The organism is Bartonella henselae str. Houston-1 (genome assembly GCF_000046705.1).
Lineage (GTDB): Bacteria > Pseudomonadota > Alphaproteobacteria > Rhizobiales > Rhizobiaceae > Bartonella > Bartonella henselae.
Map to the genome: position 1 here is coordinate 983,036 of NC_005956.1, position 14,953 is coordinate 997,988.

Sequence of the window (14,953 nt, forward strand, 5' to 3'; positions counted from 1 at the left end):
TATTAAATTAAATCAATAAAATAATACCTCTTTTTATGCCTCTTACTTCAATATAAAGATAAAAGTCAAATTTGGAGAAGTAAAGCTACCAATAGTCAGTTAAATATTTTATGTACTCATGCACCATCCCCATCTTTATTGCATTGGTTTTTATGAAATTTATTCATAAAATAGTTTAGTGCAATGAAATAGGCTAAGATTGCATAAACGAATCAATATTGCAATACGGTTAAAGTAAACTTCTATGTTATTCTATAATTTTTATTATTTTAGGCTTTTCTTTACATTTATAATTCTTCTTTTAAATTATGGAACGTTTGCAGCTGGTATTGCAATGCATGGGGTTCCCAAATTGTCGGATCAATTTGATTATTTTCCTTATGCATCTCCCAATGCAAATCGAAAAGGGAAAGTGACCTATGGTGTTGTTGGAACATTTGATGGATTAAACCCATTTGTAATCCGCAGTTTCCGAACAACTGCAAGGGGACTTTTCGCTGATGAACAATTTTCTAGTCTTGTTTATGAAACAATGATGGTACGCTCTCGTGATGAGGCATTTACAGTTTATAGCCTTCTGGCAGAAAAAGTTGAATTAAATAATGAGCGCACTGAAATTACCTTTTTTCTTAATCCAAAGGCGCGTTTTTCAGATGGACATCCTTTAACAATTGAAGATGTTTTATTCACAATAAAACTCCTTAAAGATAAAGGAAGACCTCCATTTGATCGCTATATAAAACGTATAGAATCTGTCGAAAAAATCGGAGATCACGGTATTAAAATACGCTTTCCACACTCAAAAGATCGCGAATTTCCACTTCTCTTAGCAAGTGTCATGCCAATATTGCCAAAACACGCTATTAATGTTGATGATTTTGAAAAAAATGGGTTAAATAAAATTCCAGGCAGTGGTCCCTATATCATTGAACATGTGGATCTGGGGGAACGAATTATCTATAAACGCAATCCTCATTATTGGGGTCAAAATCTCCCTGTTAATAAAGGATTAAATAATTTTGATACTATCCAAATCGAATATTTTCGCAATGATACAGCACGTTTTGAAGCCTTTAAAAAGGGCATTATTGATGTCTTTATTGAAACAAATTCAAATCGTTGGCAACATTCTTATAATTTTCCAGCTGTTCGTGAAGGACAAATTATCAAAGAAATTTTTTTGAAAGGGACACCTACTGATATCATGGGGTTTGTTTTTAACACACGTCGCACACTTTTTAAAGATAAAAGAGTAAGGCAAGCGTTATCGATACTTTTCGATTTTGAATGGGTCAATCATCACCTTTTCAATAATATATACACAAGAACAGAAGGTTATTGGGATGGATCTATCCTTTCATCTATTGGAAAACCAGCAAGTGAAGAAGAAAAAGCACTTTTAGCACCTTATCCTGATGCGGTTCTTCCTGAAGTAATGGATGGAAGCTGGCGTATTTCTAAAACAGATGGATCGGGTATGGACCGATTAAACGCTCAAAAAGCTTGGAAATTGTTACAAGAAGCAGGCTTTACCAAAAAAAATAACAGGCTTATTGCTCCCAATGGTTTACCTTTTCAATTTGAAATTATGACTCAATCACTTGAAGAAGAAAAGGTTGCACTTGCATTTCAGAGTAATTTGTCACGTCTTGGTATTCATGCTGAAATAAGAACCGTTGATGATAGCCAATATCAAAACCGCTTGGGAATGTTTAATTATGATATGATTATAGGAAAATTAAAAAATTCTCTATCACCAGGGAACGAACAAATAAACCGTTGGAGTTCGGCTTCTCGAAATTTAAAAGGGAGTTTTAATTTTTCTGGAGCTTCTGATCCTGCTATAGATGCAATGATAACAGCGATACTCGACGCACATTCACAGGTTGATTTCATTGCAGCAGTTCGTGCTTTGGATAGAATTCTTATTTCTGGAAGTTATTATATACCTTTGTATCATTTATCTGAACAATGGGTAGCGCGTTGGTCATATATTAAACGCCCCACTTATACACCTCTATACGGATATCGTCTTCAAGCTTGGTGGCGTGAATAAAAAATAATTTAATAAAACTTATTTTAAATTTTTCTTATTTATGAGTAATGTTATCTAAAATAATAAAGGTTCATAAGAGATAGCTTTATTTTAAAAAACACAAAAGAAACAATTTATAATTACTATCTAAATTTAAAATTCTTTTAATACATTTAATGTATTATATTTATATAAAATGACCATAAGTTATAAAAAATGTCTCTCTACAAGTACAAATATTTAATTATTATATATAAATATACTTAAATTTAAAATAAAAAATATTCTTATAGAAATCAGAGATATCTATTTTTTCTTATCGCGGAAAAAGAAAAAATTACCTTATCGGCCACATAGTGACTAGTTATTTATTCTATAGCCTTAATTGAAATTTGGATGTATTCACTGTAGGGAACTTTTTTATATTACCATACTCTTCCCCAAATATATTTTTTATAAAAATTTAAAATTCTTTCTATTTTGAATACATTGCAACAAGAATAAAACAAATACCTTTGATTAAGCCACTCTTCAATACAAGAATTTTATACGATTTATAATATTCTTTCTCTTATTTGGAAGCATTATATTATGTAATTCTCTCACGGTTTTACAAAACATAGGTGCTTCTTCAAAAATGTGCCTCACTATATAATAGCAGTCTTTATACTGTTAAATATTTCTTTTGAATATTTATATAAGAGCTGTTCGTTAGCAATTCTTCAATATCCCTGATTAAACTGGGGTTTATTGAGTTATCTGCATTTCTTGCCCAAATAAAATCTTGCTCTTTCCAATAAAAACGTTTATACAAAACAGTAATTATATCACTCTGTAATATATATCCAAAATTTTTACAGCTAATAACAAAATTAAATAGTCTTTCGTTATCTAATGATCACCCCCCAACATCTTCATTCATTTTTCATTCATTAAATAAGTAAGTTTTTTCAAATATTTTTTTGCTTTAATTAGCTTCTCTTCGTACTCCCCCACTGCGTATTCTCTTGCTATGTACATCCTATAGATAAACTTTTATTTTTTTCGGCTAAATCATCTAATTTCAACCTTATAATATTCCTCCTTTAGATCGTTCCATTCTTGCAAGAGTTTATTCTGTTCCTGTAAAAGCTCATAAGGTTCTGTACTATAAAAAAATATGTTTTCCAAAAGAATTAAATTAGAATTTTTTCTTCAATAAATTTTATCCTACTATTAACATTATCTCTTTTCTTTTTAAAATATTGATATTTTTTGTTAGAAGCTAACTTGATTAAGCCGAATTCGACATAAAAATTTTTAAGCAACATATTAAAGTGATTTTAAAAAGGCTATCACCAGTAGTCTTTGTAATGAAAAAAACATATTACCATTACCCTGTTTTTTGCTCTTTAGAGGATTTGTAGAAAGCCATTATATGCAAAAGTGTTATTTTATTACGATTGCGCTGTCTAAGCTATTTTTTATTATATCAATATATAGTTATAATGCAGAACTCTAAATGAACATGTAAAGAATTCTTTATCGTAACCTTGAAGTTTATTTTTATAAAGACTTAGTAAAAGTATATTTTTATAGACTATTTTATAAAAATAACTGAAGTAAAAATAGTGAACTTTTCTAAACAGAGTGCTGTTCTGCCATTTCTACAAGCTGTGTCATAATAGTTGCTACTCCAATAAGCCTTTCATCCACTGTCGCCCAATCACGAATAAAAGCAATTGTTTGATCTGGTCGAATTTTAGCCATCGAACCTTGTTTCCCAACCCACTGAACAAGAGAAATGCTATTTGCGAAATAATTATTACGAAACTGTATAACAACCCCTTTAGGTCCAGTATCCAATTTTTCCACATGTGCTTTTCGGCATAATATTTTGATATAAAAGACTTTAAGAAGATGTTGAACTTCAAGCGGCAAAGATCCAAAACGATCAATTAATTCCGCTGCAAATTCATCAATTTGCTCTAAATCATCAAGTTCTGTCAAACGACGATAAAGCCCCATACGTAAGGATAAGTCAGGCACGAAACTTTCTGGTATCATCACTGTTATACCAAGTGAAATTTGAGGAGACCATTGTTTATCCTCACTCTGCTTACCATCTTTTAATTCAACAACGGCATCTTCAAGCATTTTTTGATAGAGCTCAAATCCAACTTCTTTGATATGCCCCGATTGCTCTTCACCTAAAAAATTTCCCGAACCGCGAATATCCATATCGTGGCTTGCCAATTGAAAACCAGCCCCCAAGCTATCAAGAGATTGTAAAACTTTAAGACGACGATCAGCAGCAGGAGTTAAAACTTTACCAGAAGGAAATGTAAAGAGTGCGTAAGCACGTTGTTTTGAACGCCCTACCCTACCACGCAGTTGATAGAGAGCAGCAAGGCCAAACATTTCAGCACGATGCACGATTAAGGTATTAGCTGTTGGAATATCAAGACCTGATTCAATGATGGTTGTTGACAACAGAACATCATATTGCCCATCATAAAATGCATTCATAATATCATCAAGTTGTCCAGCTGGCATTTGCCCATGAGCTACAACGAATTTAAGTTCAGGAACATATGCTTTGAGATATTCTTCTACAAAGCCAAGATCAGAAACACGAGGGCATACATAAAAACTTTGTCCACCACGGTAATATTCTCGAAGCAATGTTTCGCGTATAACAAGTGAATCAAACGGTGCAATAAAAGTACGTACCGCCATTCTATCAATGGGAGGAGTTGTTATCAATGAAAGTTCACGAACCCCTGATAACGCAAGTCCTAAAGTGCGCGGTATCGGTGTTGCTGAAAGTGTAAGAACATGAATATCACTTTTAAGCTCTTTTAACCGCTCTTTGTGTTTTACGCCAAAATGTTGTTCCTCATCAATGATAAGAAGCCCTAAGCGTAAAAAATTCACTGCATCGCTTAAAAGTGCATGTGTTCCAATGACAATATCAATTGTACCATCTGAAAGTCCTTTTTTGACTTGAGCAAGTTCTTTAGTTTTGACAAGCCTTGAAGCATGACCAATTTTAACGGGTAATCCTTGAAAACGTGAAACAAAAGTTTTGTAATGTTGTCGTGAAAGCAAAGTTGTTGGCACAACAACAGCAACCTGATATCCATTTAATGCTGCAACAAAAGCGCTTCGAATGGCAACTTCTGTTTTTCCAAAGCCAACATCACCACATATTAAGCGATCCATTGGTTTTCCCGATGCTAAATCGTCTAAAACCGCATCAATTGCATCCATTTGATCTTCCGTTTCTTCATAAGGAAAGCATGCAACAAACTCATCAAATGGTCCAATTGGTGGAAGCAAAGCAGGTGCAGAACGCGTAGCACGCTCTGCAGCTATACGGATTAATTGGTTAGCCATTTCCAATAAATGTTTTTTAAGTCGTGTTTTTCTTGCTTGCCAAGCAACACCACCTAACTTATCTAACGTTACATCTGTTCCTTCCGATCCATAACGTGAAAGAAGTTCAATATTTTCAACAGGTAAAAAGAGCAGATCGCCTCCAGCATACTTAATCTCAAGACAATCTCGTAAAATTCCAGCTGTAGTGATAGTTTTAAGACCAACAAATTGTCCAATACCATGATCGATATGCACAACGATATCGCCAGAATTTAAAGCTGCAATTTCAGAAATAAAATTTTTATTGTGTTTACGCCGTTTGGGTGATCTTATGAAACGATCACCGAGGATATCTTGCTCTGTTATGATAGCAAAATCTTCCACTTCAAAACCGTGCTCTATCCTTATAACAGCTGCTGTTATATGATCACGTGGTGTTGCTCTCACCGTTTGTAATGATTTTACAATATCTATTTTTTTCAATCCATGCTCATCAAGAACCTGTAGCAAACGTGCCAGAGACCCTTCACTCCAACCGGCTAATAGCACCTTCTTTTTAGCAACATGCAATGAAGCAATATGATGAACGACACTTGAAAAAACATTTTTCTCTTGCGCATTACGCTCTTTTACAAAATCATATCCAGCTTTAATATTCGCATGAACAACAGTTTTTCCAAAAGTTTGTGGAACATTAAAAGGCGTAAAATCAATACGTTGTCCGGATTGTTGCGCAATTTCTAAAACACGCTCTGGTGTTAAATAGAGAAGGCTAGGCTCTATTGGATGATAAGAAGTAGGATTTTCTTTATCATTTTCATGCTCTTTCTCTTTGCGTGCATCATAATAATCTTCAATAAGGCGATAACGCTCGGTGAGCACTTCTTCTATGAAATGCTCAAAAACAAATGGTAAATTGCCACAATGGTCAAAAAAAGTGTCAAGTTTTTCATAAAAAAATGGGAGCCAATGTTCCATACCAGCAAAGCGTCGCCCTTGAGAAAGAGCTTCATACAGCATGTTCTTTTTTTGTGACACACCAAATGTACGGATATAATTGCTTTTAAATCTGTTAATAAGTTCAGGTGTAAGAATAACTTCACTCATTGAGTGTAAGAAAAATTCAGTTCTTTTATGTGTAGTTCTTTGTGTTTCTGAATCAAATACACGAATAGTTTCCAGGGTATCTCCAAAAAAATCAAGTCGTAAAGGTTCAGCATCAACGGAAGAAAAGATATCAAGAATTCCTCCTCTCACAGCAAATTCACCAACATCACGGACAACCGTAACACGCTCAAAACCATTGGCTTCTAAAAATTGAATTAAATGCCCCATGCTCGTACGCTGACCAATACGGGCATAAATCACCTGTGTCTCAATCATTTCATGAGGAGGCAATTTTTGCATAATCGCATTTGCTGTTGTTAATATAATTGCAGCACGTGGATTGTGACGTAAATTGGCTATATGTGCCAAAGTTGAAAGGCGACGTGCCATAACAGCAATTCCAGGAGATACACGATCATAGGGTAAACAATCCCATGCAGGAAATTGAAAAACAGGCAAATTTGGCTCAATAAAATTTAGAACCTGCTGTAAGTGCGTAAGTTTTGTTCCATCACGAACAACATAAACAAGTGGTTTGTTTTGTGCAATTTTTAAACTCAATTGAGCAAGAGCAAAGGCTTCAAATCCATCAGTAATTCCATCAAAAACCATGTGAGCAGAAATATTCTGAGGGATAATAATTTTTTTAAATATAGGCATGGGATCAATTTAAATTTATGCAAACATGGTAATTTATAATGTCACGAAAAAGCGGACCATCAACTTCAGATGGTGGCGAAATTTCTCCCGTAATCCACGTCAGTAAATCACGATCATCAAAAGACATAATATACTCAAGTTCAGAAATCTTTTTAACACTCATTCCACTGATATGAGCATCCACATATCGCCCCAAAATAAGATCCATTTCACGAATACCTCGATGCCATGCACGAAAAATCAATCGGCGACGACGTAAGTCCAATTGATTTTCGTCAACGACAACAATTGTCATAAAAGTCTCCTTGAATGAAGTAAAAATTAGTATGAATAGAATACGCAATTTGTAGAATAAATTTTTTACCTTAGCTCTAGGGAAGTTCAACAATCTTTTGTTCCTTAAGTGTGATACGACGATGCATTTGTTTAGCCAAAGCGTAATTATGTGTCGCAATAAGAGCAGAAAGACCAGCTTGACGAACAAGCGCAGATAAAGCTTGAAAGACATACGCGGAAGTTACAGGATCAAGATTCCCTGTAGGTTCATCAGCTAAAAGAACCGAAGGACCATTTGCTACTGCACGCGCAATAGCAACACGTTGTTGTTCACCACCAGATAATTCAGAGGGACGATGATTAGCGCGATGAGAAACACGCAGATATGTTAATAATTTAAGTGCACGCTCTTCTGCTATGGATTTTTTAAATCCTGCTATCATTTGTGGTATCATGACATTTTCTAAAGCTGTAAATTCTGGAAGCAAATGGTGAAACTGATAGACAAAACCAATGTCATTTTGTCTTATAGCCGTTCGCTCATTATCAGAACGTTTTGCACAAGAAACACCTCGTAACATCACATCACCAGCGGTTGGTTTTTCCAATAAACCAGCAATATGAAGAAGTGTTGATTTTCCAGCACCAGAGGGTGCAACAAGTGCTACAAGCTCCCCACGATTAAGGATAAAATTTGCTTTATCCAAAATAATAAGAGGTTTATTTCCCCCTAAAAAATGGCGTTCAATCTCTACAAGCTCTAAAATAGCTGTCATTATTCATACCTCAAAGCTTGTACAGGATCTAGCTTAGCAGCGCGCCAGGCCGGAATGAGAGCAGCAAGGAATGACAAAAATAAAGCCATTACAGCAACCATGACTGTCTGTCCCCACTCAATTTTGGCAGGCAATTTTGTTAAAAAATAAAGTTGAGGATTAAAAACATCAACATTAAATAACCAAGATATAAAGTCTTGAATATGATTGATATTCGCGGTCGCTATGACACCAAAAATTAAGCCCAAGAGTGTTCCAATTAATCCAATCATCATACCAGTGACGATAAATATGCGCAGAATTGCACTTTGTTGTGCCCCCATTGTACGTAAAATTGCAATATCATGACTTTTATCTTTTACAAGCATAATCAGGCCTGAAATAATATTTAAAGCAGCAACAAGAACAATAAGAGAAAGAATGAAAAACATAACATTTCGTTCAATCTGTAAGGCTGAAAAAAAAGCTTGATTGCGCGTACGCCAATCAATTAAATAGACCTGTTGATCAATAAGTTTCTCTAAGATTGGTTTTATTCGATCAACAGAATCAGGATCATTCAAAAATAACTCTAAAGATTGGATTTTATTTCCCAAATTAAAAAATGCTTGTGCTTCATGAAGAGGCATAAAAACGAATATTGAATCATATTCAGACATACCAACTTCAAAAATAGCAACCACTTTATAGGCTTTAACACGTGGCGTAACTCCAAAAGGAGTCTCATCACCATCTGGAGTAATAATACGAAGATCACTCCCTATTGTAAGACCTAACTTTTCTGCCAAACTAATTCCAATTGCAACACCTTCCTCTTGATCAAATTGAGCAAGCGATCCTAATTTAATATTTTCCGATACTGTTTTAAGTTTCTCTAAATCTTGTTTGCGCATACCACGAACTAAAGCACCAGATCCTCCTTGAAGTTCACCCTGCACAAGCGCCTGCCCCTCAATAACAGGCAAAGCAAATTTAACACCATTCACGGATTCTATAGAAGGAATAAGATTATTATAATCGGAAAAACCAGAATTAATTGTTTGAATAATAAGATGCCCATTCATACCAAGAATACGATTGAGAAGCTCTGTACGAAAACCATTCATTACTGCCATAACAACAACAAGAGCAAAAACCCCTAACATAATTCCAACGAGAGAGATAATTGAAATTACAGAGGCAACTACGTGTTTTTTATTAGGAATCATATAACGAAAAGCGATCATCCATTCATAAGATGAAAACCATTTACTCCTCAACCACTTCATAACACTGCCTATCAAATTACAGAAAACTGGTTGAGTACATTTTCAACCGTTAGAGATTTTTTTATACCCGTTTTTCTATCTTTAATCTCAACTTCATTTTGTGCAACACTTTTAGGCCCAACAATTATTTGTGTTGGCAGACCAATCAAATCCATTGTTGCAAATTTTGATCCAGGACGTTCATTTCTATCATCTAATAATGGATCAAAACCAGCATACCTTAAGCCTTTATAGAGAGTTTCACACGCATGTGTACATTTTTCATCATCTGGTTTCATATTGATGATACCAAAATCAAACGGAGCTATCGACTTTGGCCAAATAATACCATTCTCATCATGAGAAGCTTCAATAACTGCGGCAACAAGACGTGAAGGCCCAATACCATAGGATCCCATAGAAACCAAATGCTCTTTTCCATCTTGTCCCATAACTTTTGCTCCCATTGGAGCAGAATATTTTGTACCAAAATGGAAAATATGTCCTACTTCAATACCACGGGCTGAGAGGCGATTATTATCAGAAATCTTAGCCCACTCTTCTTCATCGTGCATTTCCTCTGTTGCTGCATAGAAAGAGGTCCACTGTTTAACAATATTGGCTAAAATAGCTTTATCACTAAAATCTATCGAACTGTCTGGAACAGTAAGTTCAAGAAAGTGTTTATCACAGAAGATAGCGCTCTCTCCCGTTTCAGCCAAAATAATAAACTCATGACTGAGTTTACCACCTATTGGACCTGTATCAGCACGCATAGGAATTGCTTTTAAGCCAAGACAAGAAAAAGTGCGTAAATAAGCAACAAACATACGATTATAAGATATTTTAGAACCCTCATAATCAAGATCAAAAGAATAAGCATCTTTCATTAAAAATTCCCGTGAGCGCATTACACCAAAACGTGGACGGATTTCATCACGAAACTTCCATTGAATATGATACAAATTAAGCGGAAGATCTTTATAAGAACGAATATAGGAACGGAATATATCTGTTACCATCTCTTCGTTTGTCGGACCATAAAGTAAATCGCGTTTTTGACGATCTTTAATACGCAGCATTTCTAAACCATAATCATCATAACGATCACTTTCACGCCAAAGATCCGCAGATTGAATTGTAGGCATTAATATTTCTATAGCACCAGCTCGTTCTTGCTCCTCACGAATAATTTTACAAATTTTATCAAGCACTTTTTTACCCAAAGGAAGCCAAGAATAAATCCCTGATGTTTGCTGACGAATCATACCTGCACGCAACATGAGTCGATGAGAAATAATTTCTGCTTCCTTAGGATTCTCTTTTAAAAGTGGAAGGAAATATTGAGAAAGACGCATTAATAATTAACTCCTCATTAAGCCTATCATATCGGAATAATTTAAATATACTCTACACTCGCCTATAGCTACATTCTGAATACTTGCAAACATAACAATTTTTTTGTTAAAAAGTTTATGTTCTGTATTTTTTATTTGATTTATTTTGACCGATGTAAAAAAACTGTACAGACAGGTTTTTTTTGCCAAGCCTCATTAACGGCTGCTCTTACTGCCCGCCGCGTTGCTTCCTGAATAAGTTCATTATTTTTTCGTTTAATGCGTGGAATATTATAGATAGTATTTTCTACGACATCTAAGAGAATATCTTTTAAACTTTCCCCCTTTTCATTACTTTCAGGTAAACCAAATGTTGTCAAACCAATATCGCCCTGTAAATCATGTTTGCTATTCATTTGGAGAGAAATAGCAACATAACCTGCATAACTTAATTTGCGACGCTCACGAATCCCTAACTCATCTTCATCACCAATAAGGCAACCATCTTTATAAAGCCGACCAACAGGAACTTGATCAATAACCTTTACAGGCTCTGGCGCAAGACGCAGCATATTACCATTTCTAATATCGGCGACCATTTTAATACCTGCTTGACGTGCTAAATCTGCTTGAGCAGCAAGATGCATTGCCTCACCATGGACAGGAACAAGTATCTGTGGTTTTACCCAATCATACATCTTTAAAAGCTCTAAACGACGAGGATGACCTGAAACGTGAACAAGAGCATCTTCATTCGTAATTATTTTAATTCCCATATCGATGAAACGATTTTGTATCTCAATAATAGATTTTTCGTTCCCTGGAATACTTCGTGAAGAATAAATAACTGTATCACCAGCAGAAAGTTGAAGGTTTCTCATTTCATTTCGTGAAAGTTTAGCTAAGGCAGCACGAGACTCACCTTGACTACCTGTTACAATTAAAACAATTTCTTTTCGCGGAATGTAACCATAATCATCTTCCGAAACAAATGGCGCCAAACCATTCATATAACCAAGCTCTTGCGCAATCATAATGCTCCGCTTAAGAGAGCGCCCAACGACAAGAACTTGGCGCCCAACAGATTCAGCTGCAAGAGCAATTGAACGTATCCGACCAACATTAGACGCAAAAGTTGCAAGTGCAACGCGCCCTTCAGCTTTCGCAATAATTTCAGAGAGACTTGTCTGAACTTGCTGCTCTGATGGTGATATACCATCCCGACAAGCATTTGTGGAATCACAAAGTAATGCTAGAATACCTTTTTTGCCTAAAGCACGAAAGCGTTTTTCATCCGTTACAGCCCCAAATGAAGGTGTATGATCAATTTTCCAATCGCCAGTATGAATCACAGTGCCTAAGGATGTTGTAATTGCCAAAGATACAGATTCTGGAATTGAATGATTAACGGCAATTGCCTCTACTGCAAAGGGACCAGCCTGAAAGCAATCACCAACTTGAAAAATATTGAGTGAAATTTGATGAGAGTCAAAATCTGATTGCCTTTTACTCTCCAATAATCCTGCTGTAAAAGGTGTACAGTAAAGTGGAACTTTAAGTTTTGGCCATAAATCAAGAACAGCACCATAATGATCTTCATGAGCGTGTGTTAAAACGAGACCACGCACATTGTGTTTTTCATTTTCTAGAAAACGAATATCAGGGAGGATAAGATCTGCTCCTGGTAATTCAGGACCAGCAAAACTAACTCCCATATCAACAAGAAGCCATTCACGAAGATTTTGAGGACCAAATCCATAAGCAGCAAGATTCATCCCTATTTCACCTACTCCTCCTAAAGGTAAAAAAACAAACTCATCTTTGTTGGCTGCAACCATACACATATCCTCTTAAAACAATTTGATGATGAAAGAAAGTTTTATCAATTAATAACAACCTGCATTTACAGAAGCAGACGAACCAAAATGAACATCTCCAGCTGTTATAACTGCTTGCTGACCATTTTTTTGTTTTATGACGCAGTTAAAATCATTATCAAGACCATCAAAAATACCTTCAATGATTTTTTCATCATTGACTATTTTGACATATTGTCCAGAATGAGCGGAATATAAAAGCCACTTTTCACGTATTCTATCACATCCCCCTAGTTGTTTCCAAAGAAGGTAATTTTTAGAAAAATACTCTGTCAAAACCGTAAATAACTGCTCTGTTTCAATATCCAAACCAATATTTTTTAAACTTGAAGTAGGGTACGGCGCATCTTCATAGTGATATTTTACATTGATTCCAATACCAATAACCAATGCATACTGTTGTGACGGTAATTTAAAAATCTCAAGCAAAATTCCTGAGCTTTTAGCACCTCTTAGCAAAATATCATTTGGCCATTTTAAGCTAACAATATCGCTCGTTTGCTTTTCATCTTTTATAAATTGTTTTATTGTCTCTACCACACTTACCCCAGCAACAAAACCAAGCTGAGCCGCTGTTTGATGAACAATATCCTCAACTAACAAAAGACTAGAATAAAGGTTCCCTTTCGGACTAGACCATGTTCTCCCTCTTCTTGCTCTTCCCTGTGATTGCTCTTTTGCAACAACCCAAAGATAACCATGATGACCAGCGTGAGCTTTTTGCTGTGCAATGTAATTTGTTGAATCAACAATTTCATACGATTCAACAGCGTATCCTTGTTTTTGTGCAAAATCTGATAAGATATAATCCATTTTCATTAAAACAATGCAGTAGCTGCTCGTTCTGCCAAGTCAGCAAACCAAATCCCAAAAAGCGTATAAGATAAAATAAAGAATGCAGAAAAACTGAGACAAAACCGAAACTCATTCGATAAAACAATAAAATGCGCTTTTGCATCATCAAACCACATAATTTTAATGAGACGTAAATAGTAAAAAGCCCCAACAACAGACGCTATCATACCAACGATAGCAAGTGGAGTAAGACCAGCATGAACAGCAGCAGAAAATGTATACCACTTTCCAAAAAAACCGGCCATAGGTGGTATACTTGCTAAAGAGAAAAGTTGTATTGTCATCGTAATAGCCATAAATGGATTTGTCTTTACCAATCCTGAAAGATCATAAATATCTTCAACATTTCCATCACTAGAGCGCATTCCAAGAATAAAAGCAAAGGAACCAATCGTCATACTAAGATAAATAGTCATATAAAGAATAACGCTTTTTATCCCCAGCATATCTCCAGAAGCTAACCCAACAAGTGCATATCCCATATGACTGATCGACGAATAAGCCATTAAACGTTTAATGTTGCTCTGGCCAATTGCAGCAAATGCACCAAGTATCATTGAAGCAATCGCCATAAACACCAAAATTTGCTGCCATGCCGGCATAGAGCCATCAGTATTCTCCAGTGGAATAAAGGTCATAACAATAATACGAACTATTAAGGCCATTGCCGCAACTTTAGGAGCACCAGCAAAAAATGCTGTAATTGGTGTTGGTGCTCCTTCATAAACATCAGGTGTCCACATATGAAATGGAACAGCAGAAATTTTAAAAGCCAAACCAGCTAAAATAAAGACAATTCCAAAGATAACGCCTAATGGTAAGTTTTCACCCTTTAACGCAACAGCAATTTCACGAAAACCAATTTGACCGGTAAAACCATAAACCAGAGAAATTCCATAAAGCAGAAGGCCCGAAGATAAAGCCCCTAAAGCAAAATACTTTATACCCGCTTCAGAAGATTTTATATTATTACGATTAATCGCAGCGAGAACATATAAAGCCAAAGATTGTAGTTCTAACCCCATATAAAGTGACAACATATTACCTGCTGAAATCATCAGCATCATACCAAGGGTTGCTAAAAGAACGAGTACCGGAAATTCAAATATATCAAACTTCTGCGTACTAGTAAAATTCACAGACATAATAAGAGCAAAGAGTGCACCAATAAGCGTTAAAATTTTCATATAACGGCCGAAAGAGTCAATAATAAGCGCATTGGTCTGAAATAAGCCACTTTTTGGAAAAATTATGATGATAACAATGGTTGCTACAAAAAGAGCAATGGCCAAACCAGTCACGGTTAAGGAGGAACTTGCTTTGGAATAAACACCAAACAAAAGTAACGTGATTCCCCCCAAAGCTATTAAAATCTCTGGAAAAATTAACACTAATTGAGTGATTATTTCAGTTTGCATGAGCA

Annotated in this window: 9 protein-coding genes; 1 reads left to right on the forward strand and 8 read right to left on the reverse strand. The window is 35.5% G+C overall.

Annotated elements, in window-relative coordinates; all coding sequences use genetic code 11:
• The first annotated feature begins 244 nt into the window (after positions 1 to 244).
• A complete protein-coding gene (locus AYT27_RS04495; protein ID WP_011180767.1) occupies positions 245 to 2,056 on the forward strand; it encodes an extracellular solute-binding protein in 1,812 nt (603 codons plus the stop codon).
• A 1,599-nt stretch (positions 2,057 to 3,655) separates the two neighbouring features.
• Here AYT27_RS04495 and mfd read toward each other — a convergent pair.
• The 8 genes from mfd to nuoN all read right to left on the reverse strand — a co-directional run bounded on the left by mfd (position 3,656) and on the right by nuoN (position 14,948).
• A complete protein-coding gene (gene mfd, locus AYT27_RS04500; protein WP_011180768.1) occupies positions 3,656 to 7,162 on the reverse strand; it encodes a transcription-repair coupling factor in 3,507 nt (1,168 codons plus the stop codon).
• Positions 7,163 to 7,166: 4 nt separating this feature from the next.
• Positions 7,167 to 7,457 carry an FAD assembly factor SdhE gene (locus AYT27_RS04505; protein ID WP_011180769.1) on the reverse strand — a complete coding sequence of 97 codons (291 nt, stop codon included), beginning with the start codon at positions 7,455 to 7,457 and terminating at the stop codon, positions 7,167 to 7,169.
• A gap of 76 nt (positions 7,458 to 7,533) precedes the next feature.
• Positions 7,534 to 8,214, reverse strand: coding sequence for an ABC transporter ATP-binding protein (locus AYT27_RS04510; RefSeq protein ID WP_011180770.1), 681 nt, complete (start codon positions 8,212 to 8,214; stop codon positions 7,534 to 7,536).
• Positions 8,214 to 9,482: a lipoprotein-releasing ABC transporter permease subunit gene (locus tag AYT27_RS04515; RefSeq protein ID WP_011180771.1), complete on the reverse strand. Its 1,269-nt coding sequence runs from the start codon at positions 9,480 to 9,482 to the stop codon at positions 8,214 to 8,216. The genes AYT27_RS04510 and AYT27_RS04515 overlap by 1 nt, the downstream gene beginning before the upstream one ends.
• Positions 9,483 to 9,493: 11 nt before the next feature.
• On the reverse strand, positions 9,494 to 10,819 hold the full coding sequence (gene proS / locus AYT27_RS04520; protein WP_011180772.1) for a proline--tRNA ligase: 1,326 nt from the start codon (positions 10,817 to 10,819) through the stop codon (positions 9,494 to 9,496).
• 140 nt (positions 10,820 to 10,959) lie between these two features.
• Positions 10,960 to 12,636, reverse strand: coding sequence for a ribonuclease J (locus tag AYT27_RS04525; protein WP_011180773.1), 1,677 nt, complete (start codon positions 12,634 to 12,636; stop codon positions 10,960 to 10,962).
• A gap of 48 nt (positions 12,637 to 12,684) precedes the next feature.
• Positions 12,685 to 13,494 carry a biotin--[acetyl-CoA-carboxylase] ligase gene (locus AYT27_RS04530; RefSeq protein ID WP_011180774.1) on the reverse strand — a complete coding sequence of 270 codons (810 nt, stop codon included), beginning with the start codon at positions 13,492 to 13,494 and terminating at the stop codon, positions 12,685 to 12,687.
• A complete protein-coding gene (gene nuoN / locus AYT27_RS04535; protein ID WP_011180775.1) occupies positions 13,494 to 14,948 on the reverse strand; it encodes an NADH-quinone oxidoreductase subunit NuoN in 1,455 nt (484 codons plus the stop codon). The genes AYT27_RS04530 and nuoN overlap by 1 nt, the downstream gene beginning before the upstream one ends.
• Between the last annotated feature and the right edge of the window lie 5 nt (positions 14,949 to 14,953).